This is a genomic window from Curtobacterium sp. MCPF17_051 (assembly GCF_003234595.1).
GTDB lineage: Bacteria > Actinomycetota > Actinomycetes > Actinomycetales > Microbacteriaceae > Curtobacterium > Curtobacterium flaccumfaciens.
On sequence record NZ_QKSE01000007.1, the window covers coordinates 28,319 to 45,520 of the forward strand.

17 protein-coding genes are annotated in these 17,202 nt (G+C 74.4%); 13 read left to right on the top strand and 4 right to left on the bottom strand.

What is annotated here, in order from left to right; genetic code table 11:
- Nucleotides 1-44 precede the first annotated feature (44 nt).
- Nucleotides 45-1,028, bottom strand: coding sequence for a glycosyltransferase family 9 protein (locus DEJ35_RS06730; RefSeq protein ID WP_111192361.1), 984 nt, complete (start codon nucleotides 1,026-1,028; stop codon nucleotides 45-47).
- Nucleotides 1,029-1,128: 100 nt separating this feature from the next.
- Here DEJ35_RS06730 and DEJ35_RS06735 point away from each other — a divergent pair, with 100 nt between their 5' ends.
- The 7 genes from DEJ35_RS06735 to DEJ35_RS06765 all read left to right on the top strand — a co-directional run bounded on the left by DEJ35_RS06735 (nucleotide 1,129) and on the right by DEJ35_RS06765 (nucleotide 7,993).
- On the top strand, nucleotides 1,129-1,686 hold the full coding sequence (locus DEJ35_RS06735) for an HAD-IIIA family hydrolase (protein ID WP_111192363.1): 558 nt from the start codon (nucleotides 1,129-1,131) through the stop codon (nucleotides 1,684-1,686).
- Nucleotides 1,683-2,762 (top strand): glycosyltransferase family 9 protein, encoded by a 1,080-nt coding sequence (locus DEJ35_RS06740; RefSeq protein WP_111192365.1) that lies wholly within the window; start codon nucleotides 1,683-1,685, stop codon nucleotides 2,760-2,762. Before DEJ35_RS06735 ends, DEJ35_RS06740 begins: the two co-directional genes overlap by 4 nt.
- Before the next feature lie 87 nt (nucleotides 2,763-2,849).
- On the top strand, nucleotides 2,850-3,851 hold the full coding sequence (locus tag DEJ35_RS06745; protein WP_110859974.1) for a glycosyltransferase: 1,002 nt from the start codon (nucleotides 2,850-2,852) through the stop codon (nucleotides 3,849-3,851).
- Nucleotides 3,848-5,176: a glycosyltransferase gene (locus DEJ35_RS06750; protein ID WP_111192367.1), complete on the top strand. Its 1,329-nt coding sequence runs from the start codon at nucleotides 3,848-3,850 to the stop codon at nucleotides 5,174-5,176. Before DEJ35_RS06745 ends, DEJ35_RS06750 begins: the two co-directional genes overlap by 4 nt.
- Nucleotides 5,173-5,796 (top strand): SIS domain-containing protein, encoded by a 624-nt coding sequence (locus DEJ35_RS06755; protein ID WP_110859969.1) that lies wholly within the window; start codon nucleotides 5,173-5,175, stop codon nucleotides 5,794-5,796. Before DEJ35_RS06750 ends, DEJ35_RS06755 begins: the two co-directional genes overlap by 4 nt.
- Nucleotides 5,793-7,226 (top strand): PfkB family carbohydrate kinase, encoded by a 1,434-nt coding sequence (locus DEJ35_RS06760; RefSeq protein ID WP_258378442.1) that lies wholly within the window; start codon nucleotides 5,793-5,795, stop codon nucleotides 7,224-7,226. Before DEJ35_RS06755 ends, DEJ35_RS06760 begins: the two co-directional genes overlap by 4 nt.
- A gap of 62 nt (nucleotides 7,227-7,288) precedes the next feature.
- A complete protein-coding gene (locus DEJ35_RS06765) occupies nucleotides 7,289-7,993 on the top strand; it encodes an SDR family oxidoreductase (protein WP_110859967.1) in 705 nt (234 codons plus the stop codon).
- 223 nt (nucleotides 7,994-8,216) lie between these two features.
- Here DEJ35_RS06765 and DEJ35_RS06770 read toward each other — a convergent pair whose 3' ends face one another.
- Complete coding sequence (locus tag DEJ35_RS06770) at nucleotides 8,217-9,341, bottom strand: glycosyltransferase family 9 protein (protein ID WP_110859965.1); 1,125 nt, start codon at nucleotides 9,339-9,341, stop codon at nucleotides 8,217-8,219.
- 134 nt (nucleotides 9,342-9,475) lie between these two features.
- Between DEJ35_RS06770 and DEJ35_RS06775 the strand changes: the two genes are divergently transcribed.
- From DEJ35_RS06775 to DEJ35_RS06800, 6 genes are all read left to right on the top strand, one after another.
- The gene (locus tag DEJ35_RS06775) at nucleotides 9,476-10,954 is read left to right on the top strand and encodes an aldehyde dehydrogenase (RefSeq protein WP_110859963.1); all 1,479 of its coding nucleotides are present in this window, start codon (nucleotides 9,476-9,478) and stop codon (nucleotides 10,952-10,954) included.
- The gene (gene rfaE2 / locus DEJ35_RS06780) at nucleotides 10,951-12,444 is read left to right on the top strand and encodes a D-glycero-beta-D-manno-heptose 1-phosphate adenylyltransferase (RefSeq protein WP_110859961.1); all 1,494 of its coding nucleotides are present in this window, start codon (nucleotides 10,951-10,953) and stop codon (nucleotides 12,442-12,444) included. Before DEJ35_RS06775 ends, rfaE2 begins: the two co-directional genes overlap by 4 nt.
- Nucleotides 12,441-13,325: a glycosyltransferase family 2 protein gene (locus tag DEJ35_RS06785; RefSeq protein WP_111192369.1), complete on the top strand. Its 885-nt coding sequence runs from the start codon at nucleotides 12,441-12,443 to the stop codon at nucleotides 13,323-13,325. Before rfaE2 ends, DEJ35_RS06785 begins: the two co-directional genes overlap by 4 nt.
- Nucleotides 13,326-13,418: 93 nt before the next feature.
- Nucleotides 13,419-14,147: a DedA family protein gene (locus DEJ35_RS06790; RefSeq protein WP_111192458.1), complete on the top strand. Its 729-nt coding sequence runs from the start codon at nucleotides 13,419-13,421 to the stop codon at nucleotides 14,145-14,147.
- Complete coding sequence (locus DEJ35_RS06795; protein WP_111192371.1) at nucleotides 14,144-15,382, top strand: sensor histidine kinase; 1,239 nt, start codon at nucleotides 14,144-14,146, stop codon at nucleotides 15,380-15,382. Before DEJ35_RS06790 ends, DEJ35_RS06795 begins: the two co-directional genes overlap by 4 nt.
- The gene (locus DEJ35_RS06800) at nucleotides 15,379-16,041 is read left to right on the top strand and encodes a response regulator transcription factor (protein WP_111192373.1); all 663 of its coding nucleotides are present in this window, start codon (nucleotides 15,379-15,381) and stop codon (nucleotides 16,039-16,041) included. Before DEJ35_RS06795 ends, DEJ35_RS06800 begins: the two co-directional genes overlap by 4 nt.
- An 86-nt stretch (nucleotides 16,042-16,127) precedes the next feature.
- On the opposite strand, the gene DEJ35_RS06805 is transcribed toward DEJ35_RS06800, so the two are convergent.
- Both DEJ35_RS06805 and DEJ35_RS06810 read right to left on the bottom strand, forming a co-directional pair.
- Nucleotides 16,128-16,631 (bottom strand): Dps family protein, encoded by a 504-nt coding sequence (locus DEJ35_RS06805; RefSeq protein ID WP_071244661.1) that lies wholly within the window; start codon nucleotides 16,629-16,631, stop codon nucleotides 16,128-16,130.
- A 123-nt stretch (nucleotides 16,632-16,754) separates the two neighbouring features.
- The gene (locus DEJ35_RS06810) at nucleotides 16,755-17,177 is read right to left on the bottom strand and encodes an SIP domain-containing protein (RefSeq protein WP_111192375.1); all 423 of its coding nucleotides are present in this window, start codon (nucleotides 17,175-17,177) and stop codon (nucleotides 16,755-16,757) included.
- Nucleotides 17,178-17,202 lie beyond the last annotated feature (25 nt).

Sequence of the window (17,202 nt, forward strand, 5' to 3'; positions counted from 1 at the left end):
CTCCCTCCGAGCGTCCGGCAGGTCCGGGTGGCTCTCGCTCGACGCTACCGCCCGGCCGCCTGAGCGGTCACCCGGAGCCGGTCCACCGCGCCGAGCACGTCGTCCGCGGTCACGGCCAGGATCGCCGGGTCCGGGTCCTCGGCGAAGACGTCGCCGCGACGGACCGAGGCGTCGGTGAGCACGATGTGCGGGCCGGTCGCCGGGGGCCCCCACGCCTCGGGCGGCGCCGGGCCGAACAGCACGACCGACGGCACCCCGTAGGCGGTCGCCAGGTGCGCGGCGCCGGTGTCGACCGTGACGACCAGCCGCGCCGCGGCGATCACCGCGGCGAAGGCCTGCAGGTCCAGGGTGCCGGCCAGGACCGCCTCCGGCGCCAGGCCGGCTGCTTCGGCGACGGCACGGGCGCGCACGACGTCGTCCGAGCCTCCTGTCAGGACCACGTCGGCACCGCGCGCCCGGAGCCCGCGCACCACGTCGGCGAAGCGGTCCGTCGGCCAGTGCCGCGCACCGTGGAAGGCACCCACGTGCACGACGGCCGCGTCGGCGACCACCGGCGGATCGGCGGGGCGGTCGATGTGGACCTCGGTCGCGTCCGCGGGGATGCCGTGCCACGTGAGCAGGTCCGCCCAGCGGTCGCGCTCGTGCACGTCGTCCGGCCACTCCGGGCCCTCGTAGTCGTGGGTCGGGTCGGCGTGCCCGATGACCCGACGCGGGGCGAGCGCGGCGACGAGGTCCGATGACTCCGGGCCGGCTCCGTGCAGGTTGACGGCGACGTCCACGGCACCGTGCGGCACCGCGATCGGGTGGTCGAGACCGTGCTGGGCCAGGTGGACGTCCACCGCCGGCACGAGTTCGACGACCGGCGCCAGCCACGCCGTGGTGGCCAGGGTGATGCGGTGGTCGGGGAACGCACGGCGGAGCGCGTGCAGTGCGGGGACGGCGACGAGCAGGTCGCCGAGCTTGATGGCCCGGAGGACGAGCAGTTCCGGGCGTCCGTCGGAGTCGGGCAGGTTCTCGAGGGCGGTCACCGCCGCGACGGTAGACCCGACACGCTGACGGTCCTGCCGGGACCGCGCTCCGCGGCTCTTCCTGGGGTGGTCCCCGGCCGCTGACCGGTAGTCACGGAGCATGGCCCTCGCACCGGACCGCGTCATCCGCGGCCTGCTCCTCGACCGCGACGACACCCTCGTGGTGGACGTCCCGTACAACGCCGATCCGCACCTGGTCGTCCCCGTCCCCGGTGCCCGCCGCGCCGTCGAACGGGCACGTGCCGCGGGGTTGCAGCTCGGCGTCGTCACGAACCAGTCGGTGATCGCGAAGGGCATGGCCACGCGCGAACAGGTCGACGCCACCAACGCCCGGGTCGACGAGCTCGTCGGCCCGTTCGACGTGTGGTGCGTCTGCCCACACGACGCCGGTGACGACTGCGCCTGCCGGAAGCCCCGGCCCGGGATGGTCCTCGACGCCGCCGAGCGGCTCGGCATCCCGCCGGAGTCGATCGTCGTCGTCGGTGACATCGGCGCCGACGTGCAGGCCGCCCGGAACGCCGGAGCGCAGGGGATCCTCGTGCCCACCCCGCGCACCCGCCGCGAGGAGGTCGACGAGGCCGACACCGTCGCCGCGGACCTGGACGAGGCCGTCACCCTGGTGCTCGAGCACGTCGGCACCGTGGCGGACCGGGCGTGAGCGCCGGTCCGCGCGTCCTCGTCGCCCGGCTCGACTCCTTCGGCGACGTCCTGGTCGCCGGCCCCGCGGTGCGCGCGGTGGCCGCCGGGGCCGCGCACGTGACGATGCTGTGCGGACCGCAGGGAGCGCCGGCCGCCGACCTGCTCCCCGGCATCGACCGGGTGCGGGTGTGGGCGGCACCGTGGGTCACCGAGACCGCGCGTCCGATCGACGACGCCCTGCTCGCCGAGTTCCGCGCGCTGGTCGCCGAGGAACAGCCCGACGAGGCCGTCGTCCTGACGTCCTTCCACCAGTCGCCCCTGCCCCTCGCGCTGCTCCTGCGCCTGGCCGGGGTCCCCCGGGTCTCCGGGGCCTCGGTCGACCACCCCGGGTCCCTGCTCGACGTGCGGCTGCGCCCCGGCGAGGACCTGCCCGAGGACCTCCCCGAGCCCGAGCGCGCGCTGCGGATCGCCGAGGCGGCCGGGTTCCGGCTGCCGCCGGACGACGACGGGAGGCTCGCGGTGCGTCACGACGCCGTCCTGCCCCCGCCCGTGGCCGGCCTCGACCGCTACGTCGTCGTCCACCCCGGAGCCAGCGTCCCGGCGCGGTCGTGGCCGGAGTCCCACCACCGCGCGCTGGTCGCCGCCTACGCCGAGCGCGGCGTCCCCGTCGTCGTCACCGGCTCCCCCGGCGAACGCGCTCTGACCGCCGCCGTGGCGGGCGACACCGGCATCGACCTCGGCGGCCGCACCAGCCCCGCCGAACTCGCGGCCGTCCTCGCCGGCGCCGAGGTCGTCGTCGTCGGGAACACCGGTCCGGCCCACCTCGCCGCCGCCGTCGGAGCGCCCATCGTGAGTCTGTTCTCGCCCGTCGTCCCCGCCGTGAAGTGGGCGCCGTACGCCCCGCTCGTCGAACTGCTCGGCGACCAAACCGCACCGTGCCGTCTCAGCCGCGCTCGCGAGTGCCCGGTCCCCGGCCACCCGTGCCTGTCCGGAGTGCGCATCGCGGACGTCCTGGAGGCCCACGAACGGCTCGTCCACCGCGTTTCGCGGACTGATCGGAGAAGTCTGCGGGGCGGCTCAGAAGGCGCTGCGTAGCGTGCGCCACTGCTTCTCCTGCTCCTTCTCCTGCTGCTCCGGCAGCGGCGGGGAGCGACCCCATCGACACCGACCGGAAGGCCCTGCATGCGGATCCTCGTGTGGCACGTGCACGGCGGCTGGATGGACGCCTTCGTCCGCGGCCCCCACGAGTACCTCATCCCGACCACCCCGGCCCGTGACGCCTGGGGACTCGGCCGCGGCGGGCGCGACTGGCCGGACTCCGCGATCGAGATCGACCCGGCCGACGTCGCCGAGGCCGAGGTCGACGTGGTGGTCCTGCAGCGCACCGAGGAGCTCGAGGAAGCCCGCCGTCTGCTCGGTGGCCGAGACGTACCGATCGTCTTCGTGGAGCACAACGCCCCCCGGGTCGACGTGCCGAACAGCCTGCACCCGATGCGCGACCGCGACGACCTGACGATCGCGCACGTGACGCACTGGAACGCCCTGATGTGGGACTGCGGCACCACCCGGACCACCGTCGTCGAGCACGGCGTCGTCGACCCCGGCCCGCTGTACACCGGTGCGCTCGAACGTCTCGGCGTCGTCATCAACGAACCCGTCCGGCGCAACCGTGTCGTCGGCACCGACCTGCTCCCCCGCTTCGCCGAGGTCGCCCCGGTCGACGTCTGGGGCATCGGCTCCGAACGACTGCCGGAGCTCGGCTTCGGCGACCGCGTGGTCGCGCTGGGCGACGTCAAGGCCGATCCCATGCACGCTGCGCTCGCCGAACGGCGGGCCTACGTGCACCCGAACCGCTGGACCTCGCTCGGCCTGTCGCTCATCGAGTCGATGCACATGGCCATGCCGGTCCTGGTGCTCGCGACGACGGACGCGGCCCGCACGGTGCCGGATGAGGCCGGGGCCATCGCGACGGACGTCGAGGAGCTGGTGCGGGCCTCCAGGCTGCTGCTGGAGGACCCGGACGAGGCGCGTCGACGGGGGCTCGTGGCGCGGGAGGCCGTGCTCGCACGGCACGCGCTCGGTCGGTTCCTGGCCGACTGGGACGACCTGCTCGGCGACGCCGTCGCGCGCGGTGCGCGACGGAACCGTGCGGCGGGAGCCGCGCTCGAAGGGAGCCTGCGATGAAGATCGCCATGGTGTCCGAGCACGCGAGCCCGCTCGCCGTGCTCGGCGGGGTCGACGCCGGTGGGCAGAACGTCCACGTCGCCGAACTGTCCGGTGCTCTGGCCGACCGCGGCCACCACGTGACCGTCTACACGCGGCGCGACGACGCGTCGCAGCCGGTCCGTGTGCCCCTGCGTCCCGGGGTCGACGTCGTGCACGTCGACGCCGGTCCCGCGCGTACGGTGCCGAAGGACGAGCTGTTCCCGTTCATGGGGACGTTCGCGTCGGTGCTCGCCGCCGAGTGGTTCCTCGACCGTCCCGACGTGGTGCACGCGCACTTCTGGATGTCGGGTCACGCCGCCCTCGACGCGGTGACGCAGGTGCAGGCCCGGACCGGTGGGATGCGGATCCCGGTGGTGCAGACCTTCCACGCCCTGGGTGTCGTGAAGCGTCGGCACCAGGGTGCCGCGGACACCAGCCCGGCCGAGCGCGAGTGGGTCGAACCCGCCGTCGGCCGGAGCGTCGACCAGGTCGTCGCGACGTGCTCGGACGAGGCGTTCGAGCTCAAGGCCCTCGGCGTCCCGCTGCACCGCATCTCCGTGGTGCCGTGCGGGGTCGACGTGTCGCTCTTCCGTCCGGACGGCCCCGTCGAACAGCGCGACCGTCCGCTCCGGGTGCTCACCGCCTCACGACTCGTGCAGCGGAAGGGCGTCGGGACGACGATCGCCGCACTCGCCGCGCTCGTCGAACAGGGCCGGGACGTCGAGCTCGTCGTCGTGGGCGGTGCCGGTGTCGCCGGTGCCGACCTGGTGGACGACCCCGAGTACCAGCGCCTCGACGCCCTCGCCCGGTCACTCGGCGTGCGCGACCACGTGACGTTCCGCGGGCAGCTCGGGCAGCAGGACATGCCCGCCGTCTACCGCAGCGCCGACGTCGTCGTCTGCGCCCCCTGGTACGAGCCGTTCGGCATCGTGCCGCTCGAGGCGATGGCCTGCGGTCGCCCGGTGGTCGCGTCGAGCGTCGGCGGGCTCATCGACACCGTCGTCGAGGACGCCACCGGCCTGCACGTGCCGCCGCGCGACGAGACCGCGGTCGCCGAGGCCGTCGGCGCACTGCTCGACGACCCGGAGCGCCGCGAGGCGTACGGCCGTGCCGGTCGACAGCGCGCCGAGTCCCGCTACACGTGGCAGAAGGTCGCGGCCGACAGCGAGCGCGTCTACGAGCGCCTGCTCGCCGGCGCGACGTCGTCCGCCAGCACCACCGGGCCCGCCGTCGGCCGCTCGCGCACCACCCACGCCGGCCGGGTCACCCGCGCCGCGCAGTCGACGGAGAGGACCGCACGATGACCATCGACCAGCAGACCGGGCTCGAGGACCGCGCCGTCACCGACAGTGCCCGCGTCGTCGTCGACCACGTCGCGGCGTCGGTCCCCGTGATCGCCTCCCTCGTCGACCACAGGGACCACATCGCCGAGTGGGCGGACGACATCGCCGGCCGGCTCGTCGCCGGGCGTCGGCTGCTCGCCGCGGGCAACGGCGGCTCGGCCGCCGAGGCGCAGCACCTGACGTCCGAGCTCACCGGCCGCTTCGAGGGCGACCGACCGGCGTACTCGGCCATCTCGCTGCACGCCGAGACCTCGGCCGTCACCGCGATCGGGAACGACTACGGCTACGACCAGGTGTTCGCACGGCAGGTGTCGGCCCACGCCCGGGCCGGCGACGTCCTCGTCCTGCTGTCGACGAGCGGCAAGAGCCCGAACCTGCTGCGGGCCGCCGAGGCCGCTCGTGCCGTGGGTGCCCGTTCCCTCGCCCTGACCGGGTCCCGGCCGAACCCGCTCGCCGACCTGGTCGACGACGCGATCTGCATCGAGGGGCCGTCCGCCAACGTGCAGGAGGCGCAGCTCGTCCTGGTGCACGCGCTGTGCAAGGCGATGGAGCCGACGCTGCGTCGCGGGGGCCGTCGATGAGCGGGGCTGCTGACGCCGCTCAGCGTTCCGGCGCTGCCGGCGGCCGCGCCGCCGCCCCGCGCTTCCGCATCGCCGTCGTCGGGGACACCCTGCTCGACGTCGACGTGTCCGGCACGAGCGAGCGCCTGAGCCCGGACGCCCCCGTCCCCGTGGTGGACGTCGCGACCGACGACCGCCGAGCCGGTGGTGCCGGACTCGTCGCGACGATGCTCGCCCGCGACGGCCACGACGTCACCCTGGTCACCGTCCTGAGCGACGACGGCCGTGCCCAGGAGGTCCGCGACCTGCTCCCCGACGTCACGATCGTCGCCGGGCCATCCGGAGTCCCCACCCCCGTGAAGACCCGCGTGCGCGTCGTCGACCACGCCCTCGTCCGGATCGACGAGGGCTGCGCGACCCCGCCCGTGCCCGGAGCCACCGACGCGATGACCGCCGCATTCGACGGCGTCGACGCGATCGTCGTCGCCGACTACGGCCGCGGGGTCGCCGCTGCCCCGGCACTCCGTGACGCCCTCACCCGTGCGGCCGAGCACCTGCCGGTGGTGTGGGACCCGCACCCCAAGGGCGCCGCCCCCGTCCCCGGCACCACCGTCGCCACCCCGAACGCGGCCGAAGCACGACGCTTCACCGACGTCGAGGGACACGGTGTGCCCTTCGCCACCGTCGCCGCCGCCCGTCTCGTCGAACAGTGGCAGGCCGGTGCCGTCGCCGTGACGATGGGTGACCGCGGCGCGCTGCTCGCCGACGCCCAGGGCGACAGCCGCTTCGTGCCCGCTCCGTCCGTCAGCGCCGGGGACCCCTGCGGTGCCGGCGACCGGCTCGCCGCGGGCGTCGCCGTCGCCCTGGCATCCGGGGCGGACGTCCCCGATGCCGTCTCCGCCGGCGTGGTCGCGGCGTCCGAGTACCTGGCCGCCGGTGGCGTCACCGCGCTCTTCGCCGACGACGGCCCCGCGCCGCTGGCCGTCCCCGGGGCCGACCGGGACGCCATGCGCCTGGTGCACGACGTCCGCAGCGCCGGCGGCACCGTCGTCGCGACCGGAGGCTGCTTCGACCTGCTGCACGCCGGACACGCCCGCACCCTGTCGGCCGCCCGTGCACTCGGCGACTGCCTGGTCGTGTGCCTCAACTCGGACTCGTCGGTCCGCGCACTGAAGGGCCCCGACCGGCCCATCATGACCCAGGACGACCGGGTCGAGCTGCTCCTGGCACTCGACTGCGTCGACGCCGTCGTGGTGTTCGACGAGTCCACCCCCGACGAGGCCCTTCGCCGCTTCCGCCCGGACGTCTGGGCGAAGGGCGGCGACTACACCGCGAGCGAACTGCCCGAGACGGCGACCCTCGCCGAGTGGGGTGGCCGCGTCGTCACCGTGCCGTTCCACCCGGGCCGCTCGACCACCCGGCTCGCCGCCGCGATCGAACGCGTCGGCTGAGCGTCCGCCCGCCGTTCCACACCGGCTCGACCACTTCCCGCACCACTACGCAAAGGACATCCATGCCCGTCCCCACCACCCCCATCGGCCGCGTCCTCGTCACCGGCGGCGCCTCCGGACTCGGCGCCGCCGTCGTGGCCGCCGTCGCCGAGGCCGGCGGCACCCCGATCGTCCTCGACCTGCGGATCGACGCCGTCCCCGAGGGCGTCGACGCCGTCGCCGTGGACGTCTCGGACACCGACGCCGTCGAGCAGGCGGTCCGTGACGCCGCCGAGCGACACGGTGGCCTCGACGCCGTCGTCACCGCCGCGGGCATCGACACCCCCGCCCCGATCGACGCGATCTCGTCCGGCAAGTGGGAGCAGATCGTCGGCGTCAACCTGATCGGCACCGCCTCGACCGTGCGCGCCGCCCTGCCCGCCCTCGAGGCCACGCACGGCCGCGTCGTCACGATCTCCTCGTCGCTCGCCCTGCGCGGCGTCGGCGACGGCACCGCGTACTCGGCGTCGAAGTTCGGCGTCCGCGGGTTCTCGCAGGCGCTGGCCGCCGAGACCGCCGGTCGCATCGGCGTGACCAACATCATCCCCGCCGGGATGCGGACGAACTTCTTCGCCGACCGGACCGAGCAGTACAAGCCCGGCCCGGACGCGCAGCTCATCGAGCCGGAGTACGTCGCGAACTCGATCATCTTCGCGCTCTCGCAGCCGGCCGGCTGCGAGATCCGTGAGCTCTCGATCATGCCGGCGACGGAGCCGAGCTGGCCGTAGCCGCTCGCCGCTGACGGACGGGAGGCGCGGTGCCGGCTGGCACCGCGCCTCCCGTCCGTCAGCGTGTGCCGTGCGTGGCGCGCGCTGTGCTCTGGTGCGAGCTTCCGCACTCCGTGCGGGGGCCGAAGCGTCGCACGGAGTGTGGAACCTCGCACCGGGCGCTCGTGGCGCTGCACGGGCGGCCTGGAGGCGCGTGCCGGGCCGGCACCGCGCCTCCCGTCCGTCAGCCGGTCGCGTCCACGGCGCGGCGCGCGTCGCGTCGGACCGTGCGGAGCAGGTCCTCGACGTCGGCGAGGACGGCCTCGGGCTCGACCTGGTCGACGTAGGACGGGTCGTGCTCGCACCGTTCGGCGGTCCAGCCGACCTGGGTGACGTCCGCGCCGCAGACCGGGCACTGCGTCACGAAGGACAGGTGCACCCGGTGCCGACCGCGGTCGAAGGGCCCGGCGTTGATCACGTTGCCGAACCAGAATACCCCGACGGTCGGGGTGCCGACGGCGACGGCGAGGTGCCGTGGACCGGAGTCGTCGCCGACCATGACGTCGGCCGCGGCGAGGACGTCGGGGAGTTCACGCAGGGGCAGTGACGCGGTGAGGTCGTGGACGCGCTCCTGCAGCTCCTGCGGCAGCGACGCGACGATGGCGGATGACGCCGGGACGTCGGAATCGTCACCCACGAGCACCACGTCGTCACCGGCGGCGAGCCGGGCACGGGCGACCTCGGCGAAGCGCGAGGGGCTCCAGCGGCGACGCGGGTCGGTGGCGCCGGGGTGGATCGCGACGAGTCGTCCTCGGACCCCGAGGCGCTGCCGGACCGCGGCACGCGCGGCCTCGGAGACGTGCAGTCGGGGGTCGAGGGTGACCGGTTCGGCGCCGGCCAGCGAGGCCACCTCGAGCGCCCGGACGACCTCGTGCTGGTAGTAGACGTAACGGACCCAGCGCTCCAGGACCTCGGCGTCCTCGGTGGCGGTGCCCACGGTGTGGCGGGCGCCGAGCCGGAGCAGGAACGGGTTCGAGTTGCGACCGCCGCCGTGCACCTGCACCGCGAGGTCGAAGCGCCCGTGCAGCCGGTCGAAGAAGTCCTGCTCGGTCGGTGCGCCGTCGCCGGAGTCCCGGACGCCGGGCACGACGGGGAGCTCCTCGAAGGCGTGGACGGCCTCGGTGCGACCCTCGAGCACCGGCCGGGCCGACGGTGCCCCGAGCAGCGTGATCCTCGCTCCGGGGTACGCGGCGGCCAGGGCCTCGACCGCCGGGAGGGCGAACATCAGGTCGCCCAGTCCCCCGCCGCGGAGCACCGCGATCTCGCTGACACCGTCGAACCGTTCTCCGCCCACACCGATCTGTTGCACAGCTCCACGTCTACCGGTCGGACCCGTCCGGACGCCCAGCAGCGCCCCCGGATGGACGAGAAGCGCGATGCCGTGACCGCACACAGCGGAGCACGAGCACCGTGTGAGGCCCCGCCCGCCTCCGGAAGGACCCCATGACGATCGCACCCCCCGCCGCCGACGACCTCGTGGTGACCGACCCCGTGAACGGATCGATCGCGTCCACCGTGCGCCGCTCGACCGAGGACGACGTCCGCAACGCCGTCGCCCGCGCCCGTGCCGCTGCCGGCGCCTGGGCCCGGACCGCACCGGCCGAGCGCGGTGCACTGCTGCACGCCGCGGCCGAGCACCTCCGTGCGCACGCGCAGGAGCTGGCGGACCTGAACACCCGCGAGACCGGCAAGGTGCCCGGCGACGCACTCGGTGGGGTCGAGGCCGGCATCGGCACGCTCGTGCAGTACGCCGAGCTTGGGCCGGTGCACCGGGGTGAGGCCCTGCGCGGGCAGTTCGGTGCCGCCGACTGGTCGGTGCCGCACCCGCGTGGCGTGGTGCTCGCCCTGACGCCGTGGAACGACCCGGTCGCCGTGGCCTGCGGGATCCTCGGCGCAGCGATCGTCACGGGCAACACCGTCGTGCACAAGGGCAGCGAACGGTGCCCGGCGACGTTCTCCCGACTCAACGCGCTCCTCGCCGAGGTCCTGCCGGACGGCGTGCTCATCGGCGTCGACGGCGACGCGACCACCGGCGAGCAGCTCCTGGCGCAGGAGGGCATCGACGTCTACGCGCACGTCGGCTCGACCGCGACCGGTGACCGCCTGAGCGAGGTGGCCGCGACCACCCGCGCCCACGTCATCCGCGAGAACGGCGGCAACGACCCGGTCGTCGTCGACGCGGACGTCGACCCGGAGTGGGCCGCCGCACAGGTCGCCCTCGGTGCCTTCGCGAACACCGGCCAGATCTGCACCAGTGTCGAGCGGGTGTACGTCCACCAGGACGTCGCCGAGCCCTTCGTCGCCGCGCTCGTCGCCGAGGCGGAGCGCCGCACGGCCGCACCCGCGGCCGAGTTCGGGCCGCTCGTGGACGACCGGCTGCGCGAGCTCGTGCAGAGCCACGTGGACGACGCGATCGCCCGCGGTGCCTCCGCCCGGACCGGTGGCGTCACGCCCGGCGGTCTCGGCTCGTTCTACCCGGCGACCGTCCTGACCGACTGCACGGACGAGATGCTCGTGCTGACCGAGGAGACCTTCGGCCCGATCGCCCCGGTGCGCGTCGTGTCGGACTTCGCGGAGGGCCTCCGGCTCGCCGCGGCCGACCGCTACGGCCTCGCCGCCACCGTGCTGACGAACGACACCGCGCACGCGCTCCGTGCCGCGGCCGAGCTGCCCGTCGGCACCGTCAAGGTGAACGCCGTGTTCGGTGGCGCTCCTGGCGGCAGTGCCCAGCCCCGCGGTGCCTCGGGTGCCGGGTTCGGGTACGGCCCGCACCTGCTCGACGAGATGACGACGACGACGGTGGTGCACCTCGAGGCAGCCCCGCCGCGGCGCACCGTGGAGCCGGAACGCGATGGCACCGGCCCCGCAGCCGCCGCCGGCGCCACCGCCGGCAGCGCTGACACCGTGGGAGGCTCCCGATGACCGCCGACGTCCGGCTGGTCCGTGACCTCGTCGCCACGATCGACGACCGCGAACCCCTCGTCGTCGTCATCGGCGACTGCATCCTCGACCGCTGGACCGTCGGCGAGGCCGAGCGGGTCTCCCGCGAGGCCCCGGCCCCCGTCGTCCGCGTCACCGAGACCATCGCGGTGCCGGGCGGCGCGGCGAACACGGCCGTGAACGCCCGCGCCCTCGGCGCCCGGGTCCGCATGGTGGGGCTCATCGGTGACGACGAGGCCGGTGACGTCCTGCGCCAGCGGCTCGAGGCAGCCGGCGTCGACACGTCGTTCCTGGTCGAGATCCCCGGGGCCCGCACCACGACGAAGTCGCGCGTGGTCGGCGGTGACCGCGTCGTGGTCCGGGTCGACGAGCTGGCCGCGACCCCGACCGCCGAGCACGGCGAACGCCTCGCCCGCTCGGTGGCCCGCGCCATCCGGTGCGCCGACGCCGCCGTCGTGTGCGACTACGGCCTGGGTGTCCAGGCAGAGGACGTCGTGCCGATGCTCGACCGTGACCGTCCCGGCGCCGTCGTGGTCGACGCGCACGACCTGACCCGCTGGGCCGCGCTGCACCCCGACCTCGTCACGCCGAACGCCGGTGAGACCGCGGCCCTGCTCGGCACGGAGCTCGGTACCGGCGCCGACCGCGTCGGCACCGTCGTCGCAGCCCGTGCCGACGTCCTCGCCCGCAGCGGTGCCCGTGCCGCTGTGGTCACGCTCGACCGTGACGGCACCGTGCTGCTCGAGCCGGGGTCCGACCAGGGGTTCCGCACGCGTGCGACGCCCGCCTCGGAGCAGCAGGCCTCCGGCGCCGGAGACACCTTCTGCGCCGCCGCGACCGTCGCCCTCGCCGTGCAGGCCCCCCTGCGCGACGCCGTCGCCGTCGCCCAGGCCGCTGCCGACGTCGTCGTCCGCGAGGCCGGCACGTCCGTCTGCACCGCCGCGGCCCTGCTCGACTCGGTGACCGCTCCGGCGGCGACCGTCGTCGACCACGACGAGCTCGCCACCGCGGTCGAGGCCGCACGGCAGGCCGGCCGCCGCGTCGTCTTCACGAACGGCTGCTTCGACGTCGTGCACCGCGGACACACCACCTACCTGCGGCAGGCCCGTGACCTGGGCGACCTGCTCGTCGTCGCCCTGAACGACGACGACTCGGTGCGCCGGCTGAAGGGCCCGGAGCGGCCGATCAACCCGGCCGAGGACCGCGCCGGCGTGCTCGCCGCGTTGGCCTGCGTCGACCTGGTCACGGTGTTCGCGACGGACACCCCCATCCCGCTCATCGAACGGCTGCGCCCCGAGGTCTACGTCAAGGGCGGCGACTACTCCCCCGAGATGCTGACCGAGACCGAGGTCGTACGCGGCTACGGCGGCGAGGTCGTCATGGTCGACTACGTGCCCGAGCACTCCACCAGCGCCGTCGTGCGCCGGATCCGCGAAGCCGCTGCGCGGTCCGAACCGGACCCGGCACCGTGACCGCCCGCTGGTCCGGGTCCTGGGCGAAGGCCCCCGATTCAGCGGACACGGGCACGGTCGACGTCGACGTGCTCATCCCGACCGTCGGCAGGCCGGCCGAGCTCGCCACGACGCTGGCCGGGCTCGCCGCCCAGACCGACGTCGACCTGCGCGTCGTGCTGAGCGACCAGTCCGCGGACGGGGACGCCGCCAGCGCCCCGGCGGTCGCCGCGATGCTGCGCGTCCTGGAGGCGCAGGGCCGGCCCGTCACGCTCCTCACCCACCCGGAACGGCGTGGCCTTGCAGAGCACCGGCAGTTCCTGCTCGACCACGCCGAGGCAGCCGCGGCGCTGTTCCTCGACGACGACGTCTGGCTCGAGCCGGGGTCGATCGCGCGGATGCTCGACGCGCTGCGCACCCTGGGCTGCGGGTTCGTCGGCAGCGCCGTGCAGGGGTTGTCCTACCTGCAGGACCGCCGTCCGCACGAGACCTCGGTGTTCGAGCGGTGGGACGGCCCCGTCGTGCCCGAGGTGGTGCGCCGCGGGACCCCCGGCTTCGACCGCTGGTCGCTGCACAACGCCGCGAACCCGACGCACGTCGCCGCCGACCTCGACCTGCACCCCGGCGAGTGGGTGCCCTACCGCGTCGCGTGGGTCGGTGCCTGCGCGCTGTACGACCGTCGTGCGCTCGAGGAGGTCGGGGGCTTCCGGTTCTGGGACACCCTGCCACCCGAGCACGCCGGCGAGGACGTCGTCGCGCAGTGGCGGGTGATGGAACGCTTCGGCGGTGCGGGCATCATGCCCTCGGGAGCCGTGCACCTGGAGGCCCCGACCACCGTCGTCGACCGCCGGGTGGACGCACCTGACGTGGTGTTCGCGGACGGGAACGTCATACCGCGGTAGGGGGTGGTCGAGACCGCCGCGGGATGGCAGCCGCGCGCCGGCTCCGTAGCGTCGTCCCCGTCGACGAGTTCCGTCGGCGGGAGGGAGCACCCCGTGTTCGACCAGATCACCCCGCTCGTCGTCGAGCTGGCCGCGAGTCCGCTCGTCTACGTCGTCCTCTTCGCCCTGTGCCTGGTGGACGGCTTCTTCCCGCCGGTGCCGAGCGAGTCCGCCCTGGTCGCGATCGCCGCCATCGCCGCGACGTCCGGACAGCCCGTCCTCGCCGTGGTGCTCGTCGTCGCCGCCCTCGGAGCGATCGCCGGCGACTCGATCGCGTACTGGATCGGGCGCCGGATCGGGTTCGCCCGGCTGACCCGGTCGAAGCGACCACGGATCGCGGCGGCCTTCGCGTTCGCGGAGCGGCAGATGCAGCGCCGGTCCGCCAGCCTCATCCTGACCGGGCGCTTCATCCCGGTCGGTCGTGTCGCCGTCAACACCACGGCCGGCGCGACCGGCCTGCCCTACCGCCGGTTCCTCGCGATCAGCGCGATCGCGGGGCTGGCGTGGTCGGCGGTGTCGATCGGCATCGCCCTCGCCGCGTCGAGCGTGCTGCACGAACCGATCGTCGCGGCCCTGGTGTCGATGGTGGTCGCCGCCGGGCTCGGGATCGCGGTCGACCGGGTGCTCGGTACCATCAGCCGCAGGCGTGACGCCCGCGAGGCCCGCGCCGCAGCCACACCCGACACCGCACGAGCCGACGCCGCGCCCGAACGCACCGATGCCGCGCCCGCCACCGCCCCCGCACCCTGCCTCGCCCGAACCGGAGAGATCGCCCGCCCGTGACCGTCGTCCCGAAGCCCCGCCCCACCTGGGTCCGGCCTGCCGTGCAGATCGGCTTCGTCCTCGTCGTGGTGTCCCTGTTCGCCGTCGCGGCACCCGTGACCGCGGTGTTCTACGGCGTCCCTGTGCCGCTCGCGATGCTCGTGACCGCCGTGTTGTCGGCGAGCGTCGGCCTCGCACCGCTCGTCCCCCGCACGGCGTCGGTCGCGCACCTCGCCGCCCTCGCCGGCCTCGGGATCCTGACGGCACCCGGCACCGTCGGGCCCTGGCCGGTCTCGGTCACGAGCATCATCGGCCTGAGCGCGCTGCTCGTCGTGCTGGGCGTCCGCACCACCTGGCGGCTCACCGCGGTGGTCTGGGTCGCGGCGACGCTGCTCACCCTGCTGCTCATCGGCGTGACGCCCGACCGGTGGGGGCAGGTCGACGTCTGGGCGACGAGCTTCGTGGTGAGTGCCGGCGACACCCTCGTCGTGGCTGCCGCGGCGGTCGTCATCGGGCAGCGCCGGACCGTGCGCGAGGAGCTCGCCGCCGCCCGCCGCGACACCGAGCTCGAGCAGGCCCGACGGCGGAGCGTCGAGGAGCGCTCCCGGATCGCCCGTGAGCTCCACGACGTCGTCGCCCACAGCATGTCCGTCGTGCACATGCAGGCCGAGTCCGCCCCGTACCGCGTCGCGGACCTGCCGCCGGAGGCCCGCACCGAGTTCGCGGCCATCGCCGAGACCTCGCGCACGGCCCTGCGGGAGATGCGGCAGCTCCTCGGCACCCTGCGTGGCGACGCCGACGCCGAGCGCGCACCGCAGCCGCGGCTCGCCGACCTGCCCGCGCTGGCGAACGCCACCCGGGCGGCCGGCATCCCCGTCGACCTCCGACTCGACCAGGGGATCGTCGACGACGTCGACCGGCTCGCACAGCTCACCGTGTACCGGGTCGTGCAGGAGGCGCTCGGCAACGTGGCCCGGCACGCGCCCGGTGCGCCCACCGTCGTGACGGTCGGGAGGCACGGCTCGGCCCTCACGGTCGAGGTCGCCAACACCGCGCCACCGGTCGGCAGCGTGCCCGGTGCGCCGCCGGACGACGGCGGCTTCGGCCTGGCGGGGATGCGCGAGCGCGTCGCCGCGCTCCGCGGCACGATCGATCACGGGCCGGACCCGGACGGAGGCTTCCGCGTCGCCGTGCGTCTGCCCACCCAGCCCGCCGCGACCACGTCGCAGCCGACGGCCGACGGGGCAAGCCGATGACGCGGGTGATGGTGGTGGACGACCAGCAGATGTTCCGTGTCGGACTGCGGGCGATCCTCCAGGCCCAGGACGACGTCGAGGTCGTCGGCGAGGCCGCGAACGGTGCCGAAGCGGTCGTGATGGCGATCCGGCTCCGGCCGGACGTGATCCTGATGGACGTCCGGATGCCGGAGCTCGACGGGATCGAGGCGACCCGGCGGATCACCGCGGCACCCGCGGAGTCGCCCGTCCGCGTGGTGATGCTCACGACGTTCGACATCGACGACTACGTGTTCGACGCGCTGCGTGCCGGGGCGAGCGGGTTCCTGCTCAAGGACGCGAGCGCCGAGGAGCTCGTGCAGGCCGTCCGGACCGTCGCAGCCGGCGACTCCCTGCTCGCACCGAGGGTGACCCGGCACCTCGTCGAGGCCTTCGTCGCCGGCCCGCAACCGGCGGCCCCGCGGACCGAGGTGCTCGACGTGCTGACCGACCGGGAGCGTGACGTGTTCCTGCTGATGGCGCGGGGGCGGTCGAACGGGGAGATCGCGGCGGAGCTGTTCATCGCGGAGCAGACCGTGAAGACCCACGTCGGCCGCGTCCTGGCGAAACTGCAGCTGCGGGACCGGGTGCACGCCGTCGTGCTGGCCTACGAGAGTGGGCTGGTCATGCCGTCCGCGTGAGGTGCGGGCCCGAGACGCGACCACAGACGGACGGGAGGCCCGGTGCCAGCTGGCACCGGGCCTCCCGCCAGAGGTGTGGTCGCGACTCAGGCGGCGAGGTGCGCCTGCAGGAACCAGCGGTCCTTGGTCAGCGCACGCTCGATCTCGATCGCGACGTCCTGGCTGTTGAGGTCGACCTCGTCGAGGCCGTCGACCGCACGGCGGACCTGCAGCAGCGCGGCGTCGATCTGGGCGATCACCTCGGTGATGGTGACGTCCGAGTTCTGGAAGCCCTGCGACAGCGGCGGCAGGGTGGTGTTCGCGGCGACGGTCGCGATGCGCGAGTCGACCGGCAGGCCGAGGGCGACGATGCGCTCCGCAGCCTTGTCCGCGTAGTCCTGCGCGTGCTCGACGATCTCGTCGAGGAGTTCGTGCACGCCGACGAAGTTGCGGCCACGGACGTGCCAGTGGGCCTGCTTGCCGTTGACGACGAGCGCCTCGAGGTCGATGACGACGGGGGCGAGGAACTGGGCGACCCCGGCTGCGAGCTCCGGCGTGGTCGAGAACGGGGACGTGGTGCTGGGGGTGGTGGTGCTGCTCTGCGTGGTCATGTCGTTTCCTCCTCCGTCGTGGCTACACCCGCGTGCCTGGCCCTGTCCGGACCGACGCGGTGCTGCCGATGGTCACAACCATGCCCGCCTCTTTTGCATGCCGCAAGGAAGAGCAGGCTGCCCTTACCCGCCGTACTCGACCTGGATCTGCTGGCCGGCGTCGGTGAGTCCGAGCTGCACCATGGACCGTGCGCGCTCGATCCACGGGCTGTCCGCACACCCGATCCACACCGAGGTGCGGGGCTCGCAGCCCGTCACGCACCACTCGGCGGCCCACCCGGTCAGGGCGTGGGCGAGGGCTTCGCCGTGGTCCGCGAAGACCAGCGGGGCGACGGCCGAGCTGCGGGCGCTCCGGACCAGCCAGGTCACGGTGACGCGCGGCGGGGCCGGCAGGATGCGGATCTGCTCGTCGAGGGCGACCTCGACGAAGACCTGCCCGTACGCGTTCTCGGGGAGTTCCTCGAGCTGGCGGTGGATCTCGACGAGGTCCTCGGCACCGCCCGCGATGAGGATGCGTTCGCTGGGCTGTCGCCGGGTCCGTGCCATGTGGCAACGGTAAGGGAAGCCTTAC

Coding starts and splice junctions, on each gene's coding strand:
- DEJ35_RS06805 (WP_071244661.1), bottom strand. CDS start 16,631: ATGACCACGCAGAGCAGCACCACCACCCCCAGCACCACGTCCCCGTTC.
- DEJ35_RS06750 (WP_111192367.1), top strand. CDS start 3,848: ATGAAGATCGCCATGGTGTCCGAGCACGCGAGCCCGCTCGCCGTGCTC.
- DEJ35_RS06765 (WP_110859967.1), top strand. CDS start 7,289: ATGCCCGTCCCCACCACCCCCATCGGCCGCGTCCTCGTCACCGGCGGC.
- DEJ35_RS06735 (WP_111192363.1), top strand. CDS start 1,129: ATGGCCCTCGCACCGGACCGCGTCATCCGCGGCCTGCTCCTCGACCGC.
- DEJ35_RS06810 (WP_111192375.1), bottom strand. CDS start 17,177: ATGGCACGGACCCGGCGACAGCCCAGCGAACGCATCCTCATCGCGGGC.
- DEJ35_RS06745 (WP_110859974.1), top strand. CDS start 2,850: ATGCGGATCCTCGTGTGGCACGTGCACGGCGGCTGGATGGACGCCTTC.
- rfaE2 (WP_110859961.1), top strand. CDS start 10,951: ATGACCGCCGACGTCCGGCTGGTCCGTGACCTCGTCGCCACGATCGAC.
- DEJ35_RS06775 (WP_110859963.1), top strand. CDS start 9,476: ATGACGATCGCACCCCCCGCCGCCGACGACCTCGTGGTGACCGACCCC.
- DEJ35_RS06800 (WP_111192373.1), top strand. CDS start 15,379: ATGACGCGGGTGATGGTGGTGGACGACCAGCAGATGTTCCGTGTCGGA.
- DEJ35_RS06760 (WP_258378442.1), top strand. CDS start 5,793: ATGAGCGGGGCTGCTGACGCCGCTCAGCGTTCCGGCGCTGCCGGCGGC.
- DEJ35_RS06755 (WP_110859969.1), top strand. CDS start 5,173: ATGACCATCGACCAGCAGACCGGGCTCGAGGACCGCGCCGTCACCGAC.